The organism is Streptomyces sp. NPDC059455 (assembly GCF_042750115.1).
In the GTDB taxonomy this organism is placed as follows: Bacteria; Actinomycetota; Actinomycetes; order Streptomycetales; family Streptomycetaceae; genus Streptomyces; species Streptomyces endocoffeicus.
On record NZ_JBHYVB010000095.1, the window covers coordinates 1 to 19298 of the forward strand.

The window sequence follows — 19298 nt, forward strand, 5'->3', positions numbered from 1 at the left end:
GGGCCGGGTCCACCCCCGCTGGGAACCCCCGGGCGGCGGGGGGCGCCGCGCCCGCGGCGCCAGCGGCAGACCAGCACTTCTGACTGTCCGCGAGCCTTCGGGGCTTGCTTGAGCCGTGTGCTCGGATGACGGGCACGCACGGTTCTTAGGGGGCGGGGACGCAGCAATGCGTCCCCGCTACCCGGCGGCCTCCAACTGGCCGATCCTGGCTTTGATTTCTCGGTGCTCAGCGAGTTCCGTGACCGGCTGATCGCCCACGGCCCGGAGCAGCAGATCCTGGACGCCATCCTCGCGCAGTGCAGCAAGCGGGGCCTGCTGCGGGCCGGCGGCCGGGCCCGCACCGACTCCACCCATGTCATCGCCTGCATCCGTGACCTGAACCGGCTGGAGTTCGTCACCGAGACCATGCGCTGCGCCCTGGAGGCTCTGGCGGTGGCCGCTCCCGCCTGGCTGGCCGGCACCGACGCGGTCAACGCGGACTGACTCGCGCGCTACCGGCAACGTGCTGACTCCTACCGGCTGCCCAAGGGAGAAGCCGAGCGCACCGCGTTCGCCGAGAACGTCGGGGGCGACGGCTATGAACTCCTCGACACTCTCGACGATCCCACGACCCCGGCCCACCTCGCCGGCCTCGAGGCTGTCGTGCTCCTGCGCACCGTGTGGGGCCAGGAGTACCAGCGCGACGCCCGCGGGGTGCGCTGGCGCGGACACAGACAACGCCCTCCGGGAGCGGCACGCATCGTCTCCCCGCACGATGGGGACGCGCGCTGCGGGGTGAAGCGGGGATCCGCCTGGGACGGCTACAAAACGCATCTCACCGAGAGCTGCGACGACGGCCTCCCACACCTGATCACGTGCACGGCCACCACACCGGCCACGACGGACGATCACCAGCTCACCGCCGCCGTCCACGATGCCTTGACCGAGCGGGGGCTGAAGCCGGCCGAACACTACGTGGACGGCGGCTACACCAGCGCGAAGATCATCCTTCAGGCTCGTGCACGGGGCGTCGAGGTCATCGGGCCGGTCAGACAGGCCGGCGGCCGACCGGCCCTGCAGGGCAGCGGCTACGCCGCCACCGACTTCCGCATCGACTGGCAGACCCGGCAGGCGACCTGCCCGCAGGGCCGGATCAGCACCCGCTGGAGCGACACCGTCATCGGCGGCGAACCCCGCGTCCACATCGACTTCTCCGGCGCCGGATGCACCAGCTGCCCGGCCAAGGACACCTGCACCACGGCCGCCTACCGCGTCCTGACACTGCTCCCGCGCGAGGAGCACGAACTCCTCCAACAACGCCGGGCAGAACAGCAGACCGAGGAATGGAAGAAGCGCTACCACACCAGAGCCGGGGTGGAGGGCACCATCTCGCAGGCAGTGCGGCGCACCGGCACCCGGCATACTCGCTACCGCGGCCTCGCCAAAACCTCTCTGGCCCAGGTCCTGACCGCGGCCGCACTCAACCTCCACCGACTCGACGCCTGGTGGACCGGACCCCCCCTGGGCACCACACGAATCTCCCACTACGAACAACTTGCCCTCAGCCACGCGGCCTGACCGACAAAAACCCAGATCACATCGACCAACAGAGTCCCACAGGGTAGGTCAGCAGCCAGCAGGAGTGGGAGAGCGAGAACTGCGCTGCGAAGGCGGAGGTGCGCTCCTCAGGCGGTGCCGAGCGGCGGATCAGGCGGCCGGTGGGCGTGAGCACCATCGAGCACGCGGCGCCCAACGCGGCCCACGCGGCGAGCAGCGCCGGCCACCGCCATCCTCCCGTGTGCGCCGCCGTGCGGGCGCCGAGTCCGACGTAGACCACGGTGAGCGGGAACGCGCCGCGCAGCATCACAGCCCAGTCCGAGATCCGGTCGAGGACGCGGGGCAGCAACAGGGCGATGACCATCGAGTCCGTGCCGTACGCGCCGAGGGCGAGCGGCACATCGGCGGCGGAGCGGCCGAGGTGGTCGCGCACGTACACCACGGTGTAGGCGCTCGCGAAGCCCGCCACTGCTGGTTCGTGCGACGTTGGACATCGCACCTCCCTCCGGACCATTATGTGCTTATGAGCGCACGCGTGCATCTAAAGGATGGGGAGGGTTCGCACCCTCAGGACCCTGACGCGGAGCAACTCGCCCGAACCGCCGAGGCTTCGGAACCGCTTGCCGACCGTACCCTGCTGACGGCCACCCCCACGCCATGGGAGCGCTCTACGATGGGCGCATGTCGGTGAGCGAGGAATCCTCAACTGCGGCCCGGTCGCATACGCATCCCAGCGGCGCGGCGCAGTTCGCCGAGGCCGCCAATGTCTTTTCGCTGCTGTCCGACCCGACCCGGCTGCATCTGGTGTGGTCCCTCGCCCGGGGCGAGGCGGATGTGAACACTCTCACCGAGGGCAGCGGGGCGGCTCGCCCGGCGGTGAGCCAGCATCTGGCCAAGCTGCGGCTGGCCGGGCTGGTCGAGGTGCGCAAGGAGGGCCGCCGCTCGGTGTACTCCCTCCACGACGGCCATCTGCGACGGCTGGTTGTCGAGGCCGTCAACCACGCGGACCACATGGTCACCGGGGCCCCGCCGCACGACTGAGAACACGCGGCGGAGGGGACGCGGCCGAGGCCATATGGTCGAGGCCGTACGGCAGAGATCCGGGCGGTTACGCGCCGCGGCGCACCGCGACGATCTTGGGTTCGGTCATGGCTTCCATGGCGTAGCGCACACCCTCGCGGCCGACGCCCGACCGTTTGGGCCCGCCGAAGGGCATGGCGTCGATCCTGAAGTCGCTGCTGTCGTTGATCATCACCGCACCGACCCGCAGCCGCTCCGCCACGTCCAGCGCGGTCTCCAGCCCGGCGGTGAAGATGCCCGCCTGGAGGCCGTAGCGGGTGTCGTTGGCGCGAGTGATGGCCTCGTCCACCGTCTCGAACGGCTCGATCACCAGCACCGGGCCGAAGATCTCCTCCCTCATCACTTTCGCGTCCGCCAGTACGCCGGTGAGCACGGTCGGCCAGTGGAACGCCCCCTCCCGTCGTCCGCCCGTGCGCACCTCGGCACCGCCCTCGCGGGCCTCCCGCACCCACTCCTGGACCCGGCGGGCCTCACGTTCGCTGATGAGCGGGCCGATGTCGGTACGGGGGTCGGTCTTGCGGCCCACCCGTAGCGCCTCGGTGGCCGTCACCACGTCCCGGACGAAGCGGTCGGCGATCCGGGAGGACACGAAGACGCGTTGCACCGACAGGCAGTTCTGTCCGGCCACCCCGAACGCGCCCGCCACCACGGCGTGCGCCGCCGCCTCGCGGGCCGCGTCGTCCAGCACCAGCACGGCGTTGTTGCCGCCCAGTTCCATGAGGGTCTTCTTGGCTCCGGCGGCGCGCGCCACCTCGTTGCCGGTGCGGAAGCCCCCGGTGAAGGACACGAGGTCGACGAGGGGGTGGCCGACGAGGGCGCGACCGGCGCCGGCGCCGGTTCCGGGGATGACCGCGAGGCGTTCGGCGGGCACCCCGGCGTCCAGCAGGATCTCGGCGAACGCCAACGCGGTGAGCGGTGTGGCCTCGGCCGGTTTGAGGACGACGCCGTTCCCCGCGGCCAGGGCCGGGCCCACCTTGTGCGCGACCAGGTTGAGCGGGTCGTTGAAGGGGGTGACGGCGGCGACCACCCCGACCGGTTCGCGGGTGTACCAGCCCAGTCGGCCCGCGCCCCGTGATGTGTCGGAGAAGGGCAGGGTCTCACCGGTGAGGCGGCCGGTCTGCTGGGCCGAGAGCCTGAGGGTCTCAGCGGCGCGGGACACCTCGGCGGTGGCCTCCCGCAAGGTCTTGCAGCCCTCCCGGGACATCACCTCCGTCAGCACTTCGCGCCGCCGCAGCACCAGCCGGGCGGCCGCGTCGAGGGCCTCGCGCCGCCGCCACGCGGGCCACTCCTCCCCGGAGGTGACAGCGGCGGCCACACCGGTGACGGCCTGGTCGACCTCGGCGGGACCGGTATCGGTGACGTGGCCGAGGAGGCTGCCGTCCTCCGGGTCGCGCACGGGCATGGCGGACGCACCGTCCACCCACCGTCCGGACCACAGCGCCCCAGCGGGCGGCCGCCAGGTCGGCTGGGCCATGGGCGCGGACTCGACTGTCGTCATCGGCTCGCTCTCTTCGTCTGTCCGGTGCGCTATGCGCTCGGGTAGTGGCATGAGACGACACGCCCTTGAGGCCCGGCGCTCGGCGCGGGAGCCTCGGTGCGGCACCGGTCGCGGGCCTTGGGGCAGCGTGGGTGGAAGCGGCATCCCGAGGGCGGGTTCACCGGGCTGGGCGGCTCACCGCGCAGGGTGCCGAAATCCGCTTCCGCGCCGGACTCCTCGGGGAGTGAGGCGGTCAGCAGCGCCTGGGTGTAGGGGTGGGCGGGGCGCTCGAACAGGTCCTCGCGGGAGGCCACTTCCACGATCTCGCCGAGATACATGACCGCCACCCGGTCGCAGACGTGGCGTACGACGCGCAGATCGTGCGAGATCATCAGCAGGGTGAGGCCCAGCTCGTCCTTGAGCTCGATCAGCAGGTTGAGGATCTGGGCGCGGACCGAGGCATCGAGGGCGGAGGTGGGTTCGTCGCAGATCAGCAGGCGCGGGCGGAGCAGCAGGGCGCGGGCCACCACGATCCGCTGGAGCTGGCCGCCGGAGCATTCGCCGGGCCGCTGGCCGAGGAACGAGGCATCGAGTCCCACCTGACCGAGCGCTTCGAGGATGCGCTGGTGACGCTCCTCCCGGGTGCCGAGACCGTGCTGGACCAGGGGTGCGTCGAGGCTCGTCTCCAGACGCATCCGAGGGTCCAGCGCGGCGAACGGGTCCTGGAAGACCAACTGCATCGAACGGCGCAGGGCTTTTCGCGCACGGCGCTTGGTCCGGGCCACGTCGGCCCCGTCGAACAGCACGCGTCCGGAGTCGACCGGGGTCAGCCCGAGCATGGCCCTGGCCAGGGTGCTCTTTCCGCAGCCCGACTCCCCCACCAGACCGAGCACTTCGCCGGGAGCGATGGTGAACGAGACATGGTCGACGGAGTGGACGTGCTGCTTGCCCCCGAACACCCCGCCCTTCAGCGGGAAGTGCTTGACCAGGTTCTCGACGACGACGAGTGGCCGCCGCGCCGTGGGAGGGGGTGGGCGATCCGCCGTCAGCGCCGTCATACGCCCACCGCCTCGCCGACGCGCTCGGTACCGGGCTTGGAGGCCCAGCACCGGCAGCGGTGCTCACCGCCGCAGGTGTGCAGGGGAGGCTCGGCGCCCGAACACTCCCCGGCGATGCCGAGGGCCTGGGCGAGCGGACATCGGGGTTGGAACCGGCACCCATGGTCCAGGCCGCGGGACTGCGTCGCGCTGCCGGGTATCGAGAAGAGCCTGCCCTCCTCCGACTGCAGCAGCGACGCCTTCAGCAGGGCGCGGGTGTACGGGTGCTCGGGCGCGTCGAAGACCTCGTGAACGGAACCCTCCTCCACCACGCGTCCGGCATACATGACGGCGACACGATCGGCGATCGAGCTGACGATGGTGAGGTCGTGCGTGATGAGCAGCACGGACATGCCGGACTCCCGCTGCTTGCGGCGGAGCAGCCGCAGGATCTGGGCCTGGACGGTGGCGTCGAGCGCGGTCGTCGGCTCGTCGGCGATCAGCAGTCCGGGCTCTCCGGCCAGGGCTGCCGCGATCATCACGCGCTGCGCCATGCCCCCGGAGAGCTGATGTGCGTACGCCGAGGCCCGGCGCTCGGGCTCGGGGATGCCGACGTCACGCAGGAGTTCCACGACCCGCGTCCTCGCCTGGCGGCGGCTGAGGCCCTGATGCAACCGCAGGGGTTCGGCCACTTGGCCGCGCACGGTGGCCGTGGGATCCAGCATGGCCTTGGGCTGCTGGAAGAGCATCGCCATCCGGTGCCCGCGGATGCGGTCCATGCGTTTCGGTGGCAGGGAGGCCAGGTCATCCTCGCCGAGGGTGATCCGGCCGCCGGTGATCCGGGCACCGGGCGGAAGCAACCCCATGACACTGAGTGCCGTGAGGGTCTTGCCAGAGCCCGACTCTCCCACCAGGGCGACGATCTCTCCGCGCCGGACGGTCAGATCGAGACCATCGACGGCAGGCGTGGCCGAGGCGGTATCGGTCCCGGCGAACTCCACCCGCAGGCCCCGGACGTCGAGCGCGGTGTCACAGGCGGCCGCCGGACCCGGCGGAGGACGGTGGTGCAGACGCATGTTCCGGTTCCCTTCAGCGGCGGACCGCGCGCAGGCGCTTCCGCACGGTCACGGTGGCTTCTTCGAAGTGCTGGGTGAGGGTGGCCAGCGCGGCGTCGACGTCGTCGCCCGCGATCAGTCGTGCCAGTTCCCGGTGTTCGTCGAGGAGGTCGAGCCGTGCGGGGTCGGCATCGGCCTGGAGGTTGAGGCACAGCCGGGTTTCGGCGATCACGGTGTCGAACATGCGGCGGAGGCGTGGGCTGCCGGCCGCCTCGATCACCAGGGAGTGGAACCGCACGTCGAGGTCGGCCACCTTCGACCAGTCGCCCACCCGGGAGGCCCGGGCGAGCTCGTCCACCGTCGCGTCGAGGGCGAGCAGCAGGCCGGGCGGTGTGGGCGAGGTGATGACGCGGCGGAAGGCGGCCGCCTCGAGCGCTTCCCTGGCGTAGTAGATGTCGAGGACGTCGGCCTCGCCGAGCAGCGGTACGAAGACCCCGCGGTGGGGAACGCTCAGCAGCAGCCCTTCGTGGACCAGCCGGGCGAGGGCTTCGCGTACCGGGCCGCGACTGACCCCCAGGGATTCGGCGAGTTCGGCCTCGCCCAGCTGGGAGCCGGGCGGGAAGGCGCCGGTGAGGAGTTCGGACCGGATCCGCTCCACGACCTGTGAGGCGAGGGTACGGCGGCTGATCTGGGCCGATGAAGGTGCCGCCGACGCGGCGTCATGAGGCATCCGTCCGCCTCCTGCGTTTGAGTTCCATGCCGTGGCCGATCAGGGTGACGCTCAGTGCGGTAAGGAAGATGGCGGCGCCGGGCGCGAGCACGAGGAGCGGGACACGCTGCATATAGGGCTGGGCGTCCAGCAGCATGGCGCCCCAGTCGGAGTCGGGCGGCTGGACGCCCAGCCCCAGGTAGGACAGCCCTCCTACGGTGATGAGCTTGTGCCCGAACCGCAGGAAGCCCAGGGCCAGCACGGGCCGCAGCGCGTTGGGGATGACGTGGCGGAAGACGATGAAGGTCTTGGAGCAGCCCAGTGCCTCGGCGGCCTCGATGTACTCCCGGCTGTTGATCTCGAGGGCGAGGCCGCGCATCAGCCGGGCGAAGGGGGTCCAGCCCACGATCGTCAGGGCCGCGATCAGCATGCCGTAGCCGGTGCCGAAGGACGCGATGAGGAACAGCGCGACGACCACGTCGGGGATGGCGATCAGCAGGTCGGTGGTGCGCATGACCACCTCGTCCAGGAGCCCGCCGCGCCGGGCGCTGAACGCTCCGATCACCGTACCGACGACGGCGGAGAGCAGCAGGGTGACCGCCGCGATGGACACCGAGAAGCGCCCGCCGTACATCAACCGGCTGAGCACGTCCCGCCCCAACTGATCGGTGCCGAGCCAGTGCTGGGCACTGGGCCCGGCCAGCCGCCGGGTGAGGTCCTGGTGCGCCGGGTCGAAGGGGGCGATCCATGGCGTGAGCAGCAGGGTCATCAGTACCAGGGCCAGGACGACGGCGCCCGCGCGCAGTGTCCAGTGCCGGCCGGTGAAGGCGCGCAGGGAGGTGGCGGTCCAGCGCGCGAGGCGCCGTGTCATGGTGCGGGGGACCGGACTGTGCGGAAGAGAGCTAGACAGCGCCATCGCGTACCCTCACGGCCGGGTTGATCAGTGCGTAGAGAAAGTCGGTGGCGGTGGTGATGAGGACTGCCAGCGCCACGATGCTCAGGATTCCGCCCTGGATCAGCGGGATGTCGTGGTTGATCACGGCGTTGTACACGAGCCGGCCCATTCCGGGGATGGCGAAGATGACCTCCACGACCACCGATCCGCCGAGCAGTCCCGCGAACCACAGGGAGAAGAGCGTCATCACGGGCAACAGGGCGTTGCGGAGCCCGTGCCGCAGGAGGGCCTGACGTCCACTCAGCCCCCGGCTGCGGGCGGCGGTCATGTACGGCGACGCGAGTACATCGCTCATCGCGGCCCGGGTGACCTGGGCGAAGTAGGCCATCGGCCGCAGCGCCAGGACGATCGCCGGCAGGACGATCGAGGTGGGGTCGCGCCATCCGGCGGACGGCAGCCAGCCGAGATAGCGGGAGAAGACCAGCACCAGGACGGGGGCCAGCCAGTACTCGGGGACGGCGACGAAGCTCTGTGTCAGCACCGTCACTCCGTTGTCGACCCGCTTCCCCGGCCGCATCGCGGCGAGGGTGCCCAGGGGCAGGGCCGCGAGGAAGGCCAGCCCGATGGCGATGACGGCGAGCGTGCTCGACACCCCCATCGCGCTGCCCAGCAGCTGGTCGACCGGGGTGCGGCTGGTGAAGGACAATCCGAAGTCGCCCCGTGCCGCCCGGCCGAGCCAGTTCAGATACTGCACGAGGATCGGCCGGTCGAGCCCGAGCTCGGAGCGCAGGGCCGCGAGCGCCGAGGGGTCGAGGGCCTGGTCGGACACCCTGGAACGCAGGATCGTCCGGATGGGGTCGCCGCCCGAGGTGTACGGGATGGCGAAGGTGGCCGCTGACACGGCGAGCAGGGTGATCAGCAGCACCAGAAGCCGCCGTACGGCGAATCTGACCATCGTTCACTCCTCCTTTCCGGGCTCTTCCGGCGAGTGGGCGGCGGGCTACTTGATGACGTCGAGGGCCCGGTAGTAGGCCCCGGCGAACGGCAGGAACCACGGCGGTCCGAAGTGTCCGGGCACCCGGGGGAACTTCATCCCCCGCCATAGGTTCGCCTCGGGCCTGCCATCGATGACCTCGGCCATCTGCTTGCCCATGTGCGTGGCCATCTGGACCCCGTGGCCGGAGTAGCCCACGGAGTAGTACAGCCCGTCCCGTTCTCCGGAGTGGACCATCTGATCGAGGCTGATGTCGACCAGGCCGCCCCAGAGGTAGTCGATGCGCACGCCGTCGAGCTGCGGGAACACCGAGAGCATGCCGTTACGCAGGATGCGTCCGCTCTTGGCGTCGGACTGCGGGTTGGACATCGCGAAGCGGGCCCGCCCCCCGAACAGCAGCCGGTTGTCCGGGGTGATGCGGAAGTAGTAGAGGAGGTTCTTGGAGTCGGAGGCCATCCGGCGGGTGGGCATCAGCTCGTCGACCACCTCCTGCCGCAGCGGTTCGGTGACGATGATGAAGCTGCCGACCGGGACGATGCGGTTGCGCAGCCAGGGGAACGGGGAGCCGGTATAGCCGCTCGTGGCGACCAGCACGTTGTCCGCGCGCAGGGTGCCGGCCGGGGTGGTCAGATCGTGCACCGTGCCGCCGATCCGGCGCGCCTTGGTCACCGGGGCCTTCTCATGGATCCGCACCCCCAGGTTCGCGGCGGCCTCGGCGAGGCCGCGGACGAACTTGCCCACGTGCAGTCCGGCGCCCTGAGGGTCGGCCATCGCGCCGTGGTAGTGGTCGGATCCGATCTCGGACCTGATGTCCCGCTTGGGGATCAGCTGTGTCTTGTAGCCGATCAGTTCGGCGAGCGCCTCGTGGGTGCGCGCGAGCCGTTCGTAGTGTGCGGGCTTGGCGGCGAGGTTGAGCTTTCCGGTGCGGGAGAAGTCGCAGTCGATGCCCTCCTCGTCCACCAGCCTCTCAACGGTGTCGATCGCTTCGTTGTACGCCAGGTAGGCGGCCTTGGCGGTCGGGAGGCCATAGCGCTCCACGGCGGTGAGGAAACCGATGGCCAGCCCCGTGGTGCACATGCCGCCGTTGCGCCCCGAGGCTCCCCAGCCCACCGTCTCCTGCTCCAGGACGGTGACCTGGGTGCCCTTGCGGGCGAGGTGGAGGGCGGCGGACAGCCCGGTCAGCCCGGCGCCCACGACCGCCACATCGGTGCGGCCGTCGATCTCCACCGCGCTGCGGTCGGGACCGGCCGGGGCCGTGTCCAGCCAGTACGGAACGGTCTTCACGGTGCTCACAGCCCGAGCAGCGCGGGCAGCTCGGACAGGACCGAGACCTCGTGGTAGCCGTAGTAGGGCACGCTCGGCTCGTATCCCCGGTTGACGTAGACCTTGTTGGGGACCCGCAGATCGTGTGCCGGGATCAGGTCGTACCGCAGGCTCGAGGACACGTGGAGGATCTCGCCGGGCCCGCACCCGAGCTGCTCCAGCATGTACTCGAACGCCTGGAGGCGGGGCTTGTACGCACGGGCGTGCTCCGCCGTGTAGACGGCGTGGAACGGGGCGCCCAGCTTCTCGACGTTGCCGCCGATCTGGTCGTTGGCGGCGTTGGAGAGGATGACCAGCGGATAGCTCTCGGCGAGGGTGCGCAGCGCGTCCGGCACGTCCGGGTGCGGGCCCCAGGAGGGCACGGCGGCCACGATCGCCTCGCCGTCCGTGTCGCGGTACTCCACCTTCCACAGGGCACAGGCCCGCTTCAGGGCGTTCTTGATGACGTCGGGGTAGAGCTGGTACGCGCCCAGCACCTCGTCGATGCGGTACGCCTCGAAGTCGTCGAGGAAGTCCTCCATCCGGTCGGCGGCGACGCGGTCGGCGAACAGTTCACGGGTGAGCGCGGACATCCCGAAGGCGGTGAGGGTTCCGTAGCAGTCGAAGGTGATGTACTTGGGCCGGAAGTCGATCACGACGTACTCCTTCTGTGTGCGGTGGGTGGTGCGGCGGTGCGCGGTGGAGTGTGGCGGCGGGTGGGTGCCGTGTGGATCACTTCGTGCCGAGGGAGAGGTCCGCGGTGAGGGTGTAGTACGGGTGGACGGCGAAGCCCTTGACCCCGGAGGCGACGGCTACGGACTCGGTCTCGTGGGTGAGGAAGACGTCCACGGCACGGGACTGGAGGCGGGCGGCGACCTTGGCGTAGTCGGCGTAACGGGCCTTCGTGTCCTTGGTGGCCGCGGCCTTCTCGATGAGGGCATCGGTCTTCGGGTCGCAGTAGTGCGAGAGGTTGTAGTTCCCCTTGCAGACGTAGTCGGCGGTCAGGTAGCCGACCGGGTCGGGCATGTCACCGAGGTGGTTGCGGGAGAGCAGTGCGGCCTGGAAGCCACCCGAGAGGAGGTCCGGCTCCACCGAGGCGTAATCGCCGGTCCGGATGGTCGCCTTCACACCGATGGCTTTGAGCTCCTGTTGGATGACGGCGGCGAGATCGGAGAATCCTGGCCCCTCGTTGTAGGCGATGAGCTGCACTTTGATGGAGGAGGGTGCGACCCCCGCCTCGGTGAGCAGGGCCTTGGCCTTGGCCGGATCGGCCTTGACCGGTGCCGCTCCCTCGGGTGTCCACGGCTCACCGGGGGCGAACGGGCCGACGGCCGGCCGCCCGGCTCCCTGGTACACGGCGCTGGTGATCGCCTTGGTGTCGATCGCCGCCTGGAAAGCCTGCCGCACCTTTTCGTTGCTGAACGGCGCCTTCTTGTTGTTGAGGACGAGCTCCGTGGTCCGGGGAAGCTGTTCGGCCCGTACGGCGACCGCGTCGTTTCCCTTGAGATCCTGAACGCTCGGCACGGAGAGCTTTCTGGCTATCTGGGCCTCACCGGTCTGCACCTGGGTGGCACGCTTGGCGGCGTCGGCGATGAACCGCACCTCGGCGGAGGCCAGTTTGACCGATCCTCCCCAGTACGCGGAGTTGCGCTTCAGCTGAATTGCCTGCTGGGGAATTTCCTTGGCGATCCGGAACGGGCCGGTGCACGTTCCCCTGGGGGCGATGGACGATCCGGAGTACGCCTTCGGGGCGAGAATCCCGGTGTTGGGAGAGGCGAGACGGTACGGCAGAAGGGCGTCCGGGGCGGGGGTGGTCATCCGGACCGTCGAACCACCCACCGCCGAGACCTCGTTGATCGTCTTGGGCGAGAAGCCCGGGGCGGGCGTCTTCGCGGCGAGCGCGTGTTTCAGGGCTCCGACGGCGGCCTTGGCGTCGAGCGGGGTGCCGTCCTGGAACCTCACGCCCCGGCGGAGCTTGATGTCCCAGGTGGTCGGGGCGGTCTGTTTCCAGGACGAGGCGAGCATCGGTTTGATCGCGCCGCCCGTCTCGTACTTCATCAGGGTCTCCAGGCAGCCGGCCTTGGTGAGGACGAAGGCGTCATCCGTCTGCAGGGACCAGTTGGCGGCGGGGGCGAAGGGCTCGTCTATGACGATGCTCCGAGTCCCGGTGGCGCCGGTGCCACCGGAGGTCTGGCCGCCCATTCCACAAGCCGAGAGAGTCAGGGTCGTTGCCGTCAGTGCAAGAGCCAAGCGCGGTTTTTTCATGAATCTCACTGGTCCGATCGGAGCTACTGGGAGTTCCCAGTCGCCGGGGGGAGTCGGCGCGGCGGGGGAGGGCCGGAATCGGGGAGGTGGCGCTTGGTTGACGAAGGTAAGAGGCGATGACGGCGCTGTCGATACGTTGTCGACGATATTTTGTAAACAATCTATTGCCGTCAGGTCACTTGTTCGTCGGGGCCGTCATGGAGCGAGCGGCAGGAGCTGTCGGTAAGAAGGCATGCCAAATGGATCCAGGACCGTCACACCGGTTGGTCTGGATATCGGCGGATAAGGCGGCCCCGGCGGGGTGGGCCGGGGCCGCCCGGGGCTCATGTCATATGGGACGCCAGCCTGAGATGCGGATCGTCCATGTCCGGCCCGACGACCGGGTCGGTGTGCACCATGGCGGCCGTCAGCCGTGGCACCGCGTGGATCAGCGCGTGTTCCACTTCGACTGCCACGGCGTGGGCCTCCTGCACACTCATGCCGCCCTCCACCTCGACCGTGGCCTCGGCGCGCAGCTTGTGCCCGATCCAGCGCATCCGCAGTTCCGTCACGCTCAGCACGCCCGGGACCTCGCCGACCGCGGCCTCTCCCGAATCGATGAGCGCCGGGTCGACGGAGTCCATCAGGCGGCGGAAGACCTCGCGTGCCGCGTCCTTGAGGACGAGCAGGATCGCGGCGGTGATGAGCAGGCCGACGATCGGGTCGGCCAGCCGCCACCCCAGCGCGGCACCGCCGGCACCCGCCAGCACGGCCAAGGAGGTGAAGCCGTCGGTGCGGGCGTGCAGCCCGTCGGCGACCAGCGCGGCGGAGCCGATCTTGCGCCCGACGTTGATGCGGTAGCGGGCCACCCATTCGTTGCCGATGAACCCGACGACCGCCGCGATGGCCACGACTCCCAGGTGGGAGATGTCGCGCGGATTCAGCAGCCGGTCGATCGCCTCGTAGGCGGCCACGGCCGCAGAGGCGGCGATGGTGAGGACAATGACGATCCCGGCCAGATCCTCGGCACGGCCGTAGCCGTAGGTGAACTTGCGGTTCGCCGCGCGCCGCCCGAGGACGAACGCCACGCCGAGCGGGAGCGCGGTCATCGCGTCGGCGAAGTTGTGGATGGTGTCACCCAGCAGCGCCACCGATCCGGAGATGAGGACGACCACCGTCTGGAAGATCGCGGTGGCACCCAGGATGGCGAGGGAGAGCCAGAGGGCGCGCATGCCCTCGGCCGAGGACTCCATGGCGGAGTCGACCTTGTCCGCCGCCTCGTGCGAATGCGGTTTCACCACGTGGGTGATCTGGTGCTTCCAGCGCGACCAGCGGCTCCGGCCGTGGCCATGCCCATGGTCGTGACCGCGCTCATGATCGTGTTCGTGATCGTGGTCATGCTTGTGCCCGTGGGCATGGTCGCGCTCATGGGCGTGAGCCGATACCTGGGTTTCCGGGTGAACGTGCGCCGGGGCAGGGGGGTGGGGATGCTCATGGGCCTTCACGTATGGCTCACCTTCCAGAAGTGTCGCCGCAGGACGAGGGGTGTCGAGGTGGCCCCTGACTCCATTATGTGCATACCCATGCACCAATGCACTTGTGGGATCATACAAATATGTGGTCAGGACCTCAGGTCCGTCATCTGGGCGGTACTGCGCCTGGTTGGCCACGTTCCATGGGGAGAGCCTGTTCGCCGTGCGCTAGCGCCAGCCGGTTGGAGGCTCGGTCGCCGTGCTCGCGGCGCATGTGGCCCGGCTGTTCGAGGGTCCCGACCCCGCGTACTGGTGCGCCCCAGGGCTACGCGGTCTGCAATCCGGACATCCGCGGAATCGCCGAGTCCGAAGGCGACAGCGTCCTGTGGGGCCGGCGGGAGGGACGCGAGGCGCACGACCTCATCGAGTGGCTCGGCGTCCAGGAATGGTGCAACGGCAGGGTCGCGATGAGCGGCACCTCCTGCCTCGCCGCGTCGCAGTGGTTCAGCGCGATGGCTCGTCTTCGGTGAAAGTCCAGGTCAGCGCGTGCGACCGCGTGGCTTGAGGGGCATCGACGGGAGTTCGGGGGCGGGGAGCGGGCTGCCGTCATAGCCGTGCACCGTGCCGAAGCGGGAGCCCGACGTCCAGTCTTCGCGAGCCTGGGCGATGTCGTCGTGGGACCGCCCGATGAAGTTCCACCACATGACGATCTCCTCCTCGAACGGAAGTCCGCCGAGCAGGATCGTCCGCGCCGGAGCGTCCGACTCGTTCACCAGCGTCAGAGCCTCGACGCCGGGGTGGACATAGCCCAGGTCGGCCGGGCGCAGCGGGGTATCGGCCATCCGGATCTCCCCGCTGTCCACGAGAAGGCCGTGCTCGAAACCGGCGTCCACGGCGAGGGTGATCGCCGCCCGCGGTTCAAGGACGATCTGGGCGCCGAGCAGCGGAGTGAAGGTCCGCACCGGGGAGAGGTCTCCGGCGAGCGAGCCCAGGAAGACCCTGATCTCGGCCCCGTCGACCCGCACGGGTTCGGGTGCGTAGTGCTGGAAGTCCCGCCCGGTGTTCCGGTGCGCCTCGGGCAGTGCCACCCATAGCTGGACGCCGTGGAGGACGGTGGTGTCCGTGGTGGAAACCTCCGAGTGACTGATGCCGTACCCGCCTGTCATGAGGTTCAGCTCACCAGGCCGGACGAAGGCGTGACTGCCGAGGCTGTCGCGGTGTTCGATCTCCCCGCTGAACAGCCAGCTCACCGTCTGCAGACCGGTGTGCGGATGCGGGGGAACGTCCATGCCGCCGGTCGCCGTGACGTCGTCCGGACCGTAGTGGTCGGCGAAGCACCAGGCTCCGATCAGCGCCCGAGTCCGCTGGGGCAGCGTCCGTCGCACGGACATCGCCCGCGGTCCGCCCAGGGGCACCTCCCGCGCGGGGAGCACCTCGATCGGTGGCGGCTCGGTCGGCCGCCCGCCGCGGACCGGCGCCCCGTCTCTCGCCTCCGCATGCTCGTCGGCTTCCACGTTGCTCACCGAGACCACCTCCCACGCAATCTAGTTACATATTCAACTATCATGCCATGAGTACGGGGCGAAGCCCATCATGAGTACGGACGAACGGGGCCGTGAGCGGCCCCGAAGGAGGCCCGGATTGAGCAGCCACGCAACGGGACCCGCGCCCCGGAGGATCTTCATCGACAAGCAGAGCCCCAAGGCGTTCCACGCGCTGACGCAGACGTCGGAAGCGGTGCGCGCGGTCGCGGCCGACGCGGGACTCGACCGCACCCTCGTGGAGCTGGTCAACCTCCGCGTGTCGCAGATGAACGGCTGCGCCTACTGCCTCGACACGCACACCAGGGCGGCCCTGCGCGGGGGCGAGTCGGCGCAGCGGCTGGGGGTGCTGGCCGCCTGGCGGGACACCGAAGTGTTCACCCTTTCGGAGCGGGCGGCCCTCGCGCTGGCCGAGGTGGTGACCGACCCGACCGACGCCATCGCACAGGAATCCGCCTACGCGGCTGCCCGGGAGGTACTCGCCGATGACCAGATCTCCGCGGTGATCTGGGTGGCGATCACCATCAACGCGTTCAACCGGGTATCGATCATGAGCAAGCATCCGGTGCGGGAGGTGCGAACGGTGCCATCCAGGCCATGAAGGAACCCGCCTCAGCACCGGGGCGAAGGACATCCCTCCCGACCTGACGGACTGGCAGGTGCGGTGACCTCCATGCCCGCGGGAGACGCGCTGCCGGTCATGAGGCCGCACCGGTCAGGGCGAGGAACTCGGCGCGCGAGCGGGCATCGGAGCGCAGCAGCCCGAGCAGGGTGGAGGTCATGGTGCTCGATCCGGTGGCCTGGACGCCGCGCAGGGTCATACAGGAGTGCTCGGCCTCGATCACCACGCCGACGCCCTTGGGCTCCAGGTGGGTCTGGAGCCAGTCGGCGACCTGCTTGGTCAGGCGTTCCTGGACCTGCGGGCGGCAGGCGAAGTGCTCGACGACACGGGCCAGCTTCGACAGGCCCAGGATGCGGCCGCCGGGCAGGTAGCCGACGTGGGCGGTGCCGACGAACGGCAGCAGATGGTGTTCGGACACGGACCGGACGGGGATGCGGCGGGCCAGGACGAGTTCGTCGTAGCCCTCGTCGTTGGGGAAGGTGGTCAGGTCGAAGGGGCGCGGGCTGAACAGTTCGGCGTACGCGCGGGCCATCCGGCCCGGTGTGCCGCGCAGGCTCTCCGACGAGGTGGAGATGCCCAGAGCGGTGAGGAACTGGCCGGCCGCGGCTTCCGCGGCGGCCAGGTCGATATCGCCGGACTCGTGGACCACCCGCGGCGCGGGGCCCGCGGGTGCCGGCTCCTCCTGGTCGTGCGGGTGTATTCGAGCGGTGGCGCGGGGCGCGAGCTCGGTCATGTCAGCTGCCACCGATGCCCGACTCCGTTGGGCGAGGCCGCGCGGGACGAGACCCGCCCGGGCCGCCTGGGTCCCGAGCGCGGGCTGACCGTCTGTGAGCGCCTGCTGGATGAGTACGGCTACGAACCCGTCCGGGAAGCCCCCACCGAGCTCCGGCTGCGCAACTGCCCGTTCCACCCGCTGACCGCGAAGGCCCCCGACTTGGTGTGCGGCATGAACCACGCCTTCCTCGCCGGTTACGTCAACGGCCTTGAGGTCAACGCGGTCCGGGCCGTGCTGGCTCCCGAGCCCGGGGAATGCTGTGTGCGGCTGGGCCCGGGCGACACCGATCGTGATGACGGGGGCGGCCCACTGGCCCGTCAATGATCAGCGGGGCCAGCGGGCGGCGGCCGGTTTCACCGGCAGGGTGATCCCTCGGAGAGGCCTGGAAGCCTGGAGGCCTAGAACAGGCGGTTCACGCGGAGCGACAGGTAGCAGCCGCCGGCGCGACCGTCGGTGTCGTCGCCTATGGTCACGGAGTGGCCCTCATAGGCCGTGTCGTAGGTGTCCTTGGGGCGGTAGTTCTTGCACTGCCCCCCGGCGTCGGCGCCGCCGTCGCCGTAGAACTGCACGTCGAGGCCGACGTCCGAGCGACCGGAGAGGGTGAAGGTGAGGTTGCACCAGCCCGCGCGGCCGTCGGTGTCCACCCGGATGTTGTCGCCGAAGGTCTTGAACGGCTTGATCGGGATCGGGTGCGGGCCCCCGTTCTGGCACTGGCTGTCGTCGCTGCCGGACTCCGGCTCCCATGTGTAGGTGGCGGTCAGGCCCGCGAGGGAGTTCGACGGGTCGTAGATGCCGAAGGCCAGCTGACAGCCGCCCGGGCGATTGTCGGTGTCCAGGCGGATGGCGGTGGACCAGTCGGGCGCGGTGACCCACCGCTCCGGCGGATTCGTCGGCCCGTCGCACTGGCCGTCGCCGTCGGGGTAGAACCGAACGCCCAGCTCGGGCGCGGCGTTGGCTGAGGACGACGAGGCGCTGGCCGACGTGGCCGTCAGGCCACTCACCATCAATAGGCCGACCGCCAGCGCGGATCCCATTCGGGCCGATCTCTTGCCCAGCTTCAGCTTTCTCACGTGTGTCTCCCAGGGTGTCTTCGCTTGGTGCCGAAAAGGTGCCGAACCGTTCCACGAGCGCGCATGACCATCACTGAATTCCTGGCTGGTGCGTTGGGACAGGGCGGAACAAGGCGGAGCAGAGAGGAGCGGAGAGGAGCGGAGAGGAACAGAGGGAAACTGAGGTGGATCAGACGGGAAGGCGGAATGCACCCTCCCCGAACCGCGGCGCCGACCTGGCAGGGCGCGGTGACAACGGCAGAATTATCCAGGCCACATCAGGACGAGCGGCAAGCTGGATATCGGCCAGGTATGGCCGAATCAGAGGGGACTCCGGAGCGAAGGTGAATATGGGGTTTCCTGGCGATGGAGCGATGAGCGCGCGCTATCAGATGGGGGTCTGTCCTGGGGAGGGGCCGGTCGACCCCGAGCTATGGACCAAGGCCATCCGCTGACGAGTGGGGCGCGTGCCGCCCGACCGGAAGCGCTCATGGCCGAATACGGTGGGGAAGGGAAAGGGATTTCTGGACACCACCGACGCTTGCGGGAAGCATGTCCACCTGGCATACGCCGGTGAAGGCCGTCTCGCGTCCGGGGGCGGACCGGGGCGGGCTGGGGGCGGGGCTCGGGTCGGGGGGACCATGCGCATTCAGGTACTTGGGCCGTTACGGGCCTGGCACGACGAGGCCGGAATCGACCTCGGCACACCTCACCAGCGAGCCCTCCTCGGCCTGCTGGTTCTGGCAGGGGGACGGGCACTGTCCCGGGCGGAATTGGCCGACGCCCTGTGGAGAGACCGGCCACCGCGCAGCGCCGTCAATCTGATCCAGACCTACGTCAAGCGATTACGCCGCCTGCTGGAGCCCGCCCGTCCGGCCCGGACCCCCAGCGCGCTGCTGCCCAGGGTCGGGGACGGCTACGCCCTCCGCGTTCCCCAGGACGACGTCGACCTGTCACGCTTTCGGCAGCTGGCGACGCGGGCCGAGGCCGCACGGCGCGACGGCGACGACCGCGGCGCGGCAGCGCTGCTGGACGAGGCGCTCCGGCTGTGGCAGTCCCCGCCGATGGCGGATCTGCCCCTCCTGGCCGTTCATCCCGCGGTGGTCGCGCTGGCCGAGGAGCGGCGGGCCGCGGTGGCGAAGTACGGCGATGCGATGATCGCCGCGGGCGCGGCCGAAGAGGCCCTGCCCGTCCTGGCGGAGACCGCGGCCGCGCACCCGCTGGACGAGAGGGCACAGGCCCGTCTGATGCGGGCCCATGGTGCCGTAGGACAGCGGGACACGGCCTTCGCGATCTATCTGGACAGCCGCCGCAGACTCGCCGACGAACTGGGTGTGGAGCCCGGCGCCGAACTGACCGCCGCCTATACCGCGTTGCTGGGGGAGGCGGCCGGGAGACCGGGTGCCCGCGCGGCCGGGGCACACGATCTCTCATCACGGAGCGCAGGCGCCCGCGTGGGCGAGCGCGGTCCCGGACAAGGGGGCCCAATGGGCGCGCGGGAGGGTCTCGC

Annotated in this window: 20 protein-coding genes and 1 pseudogene; 7 read left to right on the forward strand and 14 right to left on the reverse strand. The window is 70.0% G+C overall.

All coding sequences use genetic code 11. The annotated features are described in order from the left end of the window. The first annotated feature begins 222 nt into the window (after positions 1 to 222). The gene (locus ACFXB5_RS29470) at positions 223 to 483 is read left to right on the forward strand and encodes a hypothetical protein (RefSeq protein ID WP_385213207.1); all 261 of its coding nucleotides are present in this window, start codon (positions 223 to 225) and stop codon (positions 481 to 483) included. 159 nt (positions 484 to 642) lie between these two features. Next, the gene (locus tag ACFXB5_RS29475) at positions 643 to 1557 is read left to right on the forward strand and encodes a transposase (protein WP_385213210.1); all 915 of its coding nucleotides are present in this window, start codon (positions 643 to 645) and stop codon (positions 1555 to 1557) included. Positions 1558 to 1594: 37 nt separating this feature from the next. Here the strand turns inward: ACFXB5_RS29475 and ACFXB5_RS29480 are convergent. Beyond that, a pseudogene (locus tag ACFXB5_RS29480) lies at positions 1595 to 1981 on the reverse strand (MFS transporter); the annotation flags it as partial. Between the two features lie 236 nt (positions 1982 to 2217). Here ACFXB5_RS29480 and ACFXB5_RS29485 point away from each other — a divergent pair. Next, complete coding sequence (locus tag ACFXB5_RS29485) at positions 2218 to 2577, forward strand: ArsR/SmtB family transcription factor (RefSeq protein WP_385213213.1); 360 nt, start codon at positions 2218 to 2220, stop codon at positions 2575 to 2577. A gap of 67 nt (positions 2578 to 2644) precedes the next feature. Here ACFXB5_RS29485 and ACFXB5_RS29490 read toward each other — a convergent pair whose 3' ends face one another. From ACFXB5_RS29490 to ACFXB5_RS29535, 10 genes are all read right to left on the reverse strand, one after another. Continuing rightward, complete coding sequence (locus ACFXB5_RS29490) at positions 2645 to 4114, reverse strand: aldehyde dehydrogenase family protein (RefSeq protein ID WP_385213216.1); 1470 nt, start codon at positions 4112 to 4114, stop codon at positions 2645 to 2647. A gap of 29 nt (positions 4115 to 4143) precedes the next feature. After that, positions 4144 to 5151: an ABC transporter ATP-binding protein gene (locus ACFXB5_RS29495; protein ID WP_385213218.1), complete on the reverse strand. Its 1008-nt coding sequence runs from the start codon at positions 5149 to 5151 to the stop codon at positions 4144 to 4146. Beyond that, entirely contained in the window at positions 5148 to 6206 is a 1059-nt protein-coding gene (locus ACFXB5_RS29500; protein ID WP_385213220.1) for an ABC transporter ATP-binding protein, read from the reverse strand. Before ACFXB5_RS29500 ends, ACFXB5_RS29495 begins: the two co-directional genes overlap by 4 nt. A gap of 13 nt (positions 6207 to 6219) precedes the next feature. Continuing rightward, positions 6220 to 6915, reverse strand: coding sequence for a GntR family transcriptional regulator (locus ACFXB5_RS29505; RefSeq protein ID WP_385213223.1), 696 nt, complete (start codon positions 6913 to 6915; stop codon positions 6220 to 6222). Next, a complete protein-coding gene (locus ACFXB5_RS29510; protein ID WP_385213226.1) occupies positions 6905 to 7765 on the reverse strand; it encodes an ABC transporter permease in 861 nt (286 codons plus the stop codon). Before ACFXB5_RS29510 ends, ACFXB5_RS29505 begins: the two co-directional genes overlap by 11 nt. A gap of 31 nt (positions 7766 to 7796) precedes the next feature. Beyond that, the gene (locus tag ACFXB5_RS29515) at positions 7797 to 8744 is read right to left on the reverse strand and encodes an ABC transporter permease (protein ID WP_385213229.1); all 948 of its coding nucleotides are present in this window, start codon (positions 8742 to 8744) and stop codon (positions 7797 to 7799) included. A 45-nt stretch (positions 8745 to 8789) separates the two neighbouring features. After that, the gene (locus tag ACFXB5_RS29520) at positions 8790 to 10076 is read right to left on the reverse strand and encodes an NAD(P)/FAD-dependent oxidoreductase (protein ID WP_385213232.1); all 1287 of its coding nucleotides are present in this window, start codon (positions 10074 to 10076) and stop codon (positions 8790 to 8792) included. Then, positions 10073 to 10741 (reverse strand): haloacid dehalogenase type II, encoded by a 669-nt coding sequence (locus tag ACFXB5_RS29525; RefSeq protein ID WP_385213235.1) that lies wholly within the window; start codon positions 10739 to 10741, stop codon positions 10073 to 10075. The genes ACFXB5_RS29520 and ACFXB5_RS29525 overlap by 4 nt, the downstream gene beginning before the upstream one ends. A 76-nt stretch (positions 10742 to 10817) precedes the next feature. Continuing rightward, on the reverse strand, positions 10818 to 12287 hold the full coding sequence (locus ACFXB5_RS29530) for an ABC transporter substrate-binding protein (RefSeq protein WP_385213237.1): 1470 nt from the start codon (positions 12285 to 12287) through the stop codon (positions 10818 to 10820). A 386-nt stretch (positions 12288 to 12673) separates the two neighbouring features. Continuing rightward, positions 12674 to 13630, reverse strand: a complete 957-nt coding sequence (locus ACFXB5_RS29535) for a cation diffusion facilitator family transporter (protein ID WP_385213239.1) — start codon at positions 13628 to 13630, stop codon at positions 12674 to 12676. A 443-nt stretch (positions 13631 to 14073) separates the two neighbouring features. Between ACFXB5_RS29535 and ACFXB5_RS29540 the strand changes: the two genes are divergently transcribed. Further along, positions 14074 to 14331, forward strand: a complete 258-nt coding sequence (locus ACFXB5_RS29540; protein WP_385213242.1) for a CocE/NonD family hydrolase — start codon at positions 14074 to 14076, stop codon at positions 14329 to 14331. Positions 14332 to 14340: 9 nt separating this feature from the next. Here ACFXB5_RS29540 and ACFXB5_RS29545 read toward each other — a convergent pair whose 3' ends face one another. Next, the gene (locus ACFXB5_RS29545; RefSeq protein ID WP_385213244.1) at positions 14341 to 15324 is read right to left on the reverse strand and encodes a pirin family protein; all 984 of its coding nucleotides are present in this window, start codon (positions 15322 to 15324) and stop codon (positions 14341 to 14343) included. Positions 15325 to 15442: 118 nt separating this feature from the next. Between ACFXB5_RS29545 and ACFXB5_RS29550 the strand changes: the two genes are divergently transcribed. Continuing rightward, complete coding sequence (locus tag ACFXB5_RS29550; RefSeq protein WP_385213247.1) at positions 15443 to 15943, forward strand: carboxymuconolactone decarboxylase family protein; 501 nt, start codon at positions 15443 to 15445, stop codon at positions 15941 to 15943. A gap of 97 nt (positions 15944 to 16040) precedes the next feature. Here the strand turns inward: ACFXB5_RS29550 and folE are convergent, their stop codons facing one another. Continuing rightward, positions 16041 to 16709, reverse strand: a complete 669-nt coding sequence (gene folE, locus ACFXB5_RS29555) for a GTP cyclohydrolase I FolE (RefSeq protein ID WP_385213250.1) — start codon at positions 16707 to 16709, stop codon at positions 16041 to 16043. A gap of 15 nt (positions 16710 to 16724) precedes the next feature. On the opposite strand from folE, the gene ACFXB5_RS29560 reads away from it, so the two are divergent. Further along, positions 16725 to 17063 carry a hypothetical protein gene (locus ACFXB5_RS29560; protein WP_385213252.1) on the forward strand — a complete coding sequence of 113 codons (339 nt, stop codon included), beginning with the start codon at positions 16725 to 16727 and terminating at the stop codon, positions 17061 to 17063. Positions 17064 to 17137: 74 nt separating this feature from the next. On the opposite strand, the gene ACFXB5_RS29565 is transcribed toward ACFXB5_RS29560, so the two are convergent. Further along, a complete protein-coding gene (locus tag ACFXB5_RS29565) occupies positions 17138 to 17809 on the reverse strand; it encodes a hypothetical protein (RefSeq protein ID WP_385213255.1) in 672 nt (223 codons plus the stop codon). 620 nt (positions 17810 to 18429) lie between these two features. Between ACFXB5_RS29565 and ACFXB5_RS29570 the strand changes: the two genes are divergently transcribed. Beyond that, a partial coding sequence (locus ACFXB5_RS29570) for a BTAD domain-containing putative transcriptional regulator (RefSeq protein WP_385213257.1) occupies positions 18430 to 19298 on the forward strand: 869 nt, incomplete at its 3' end.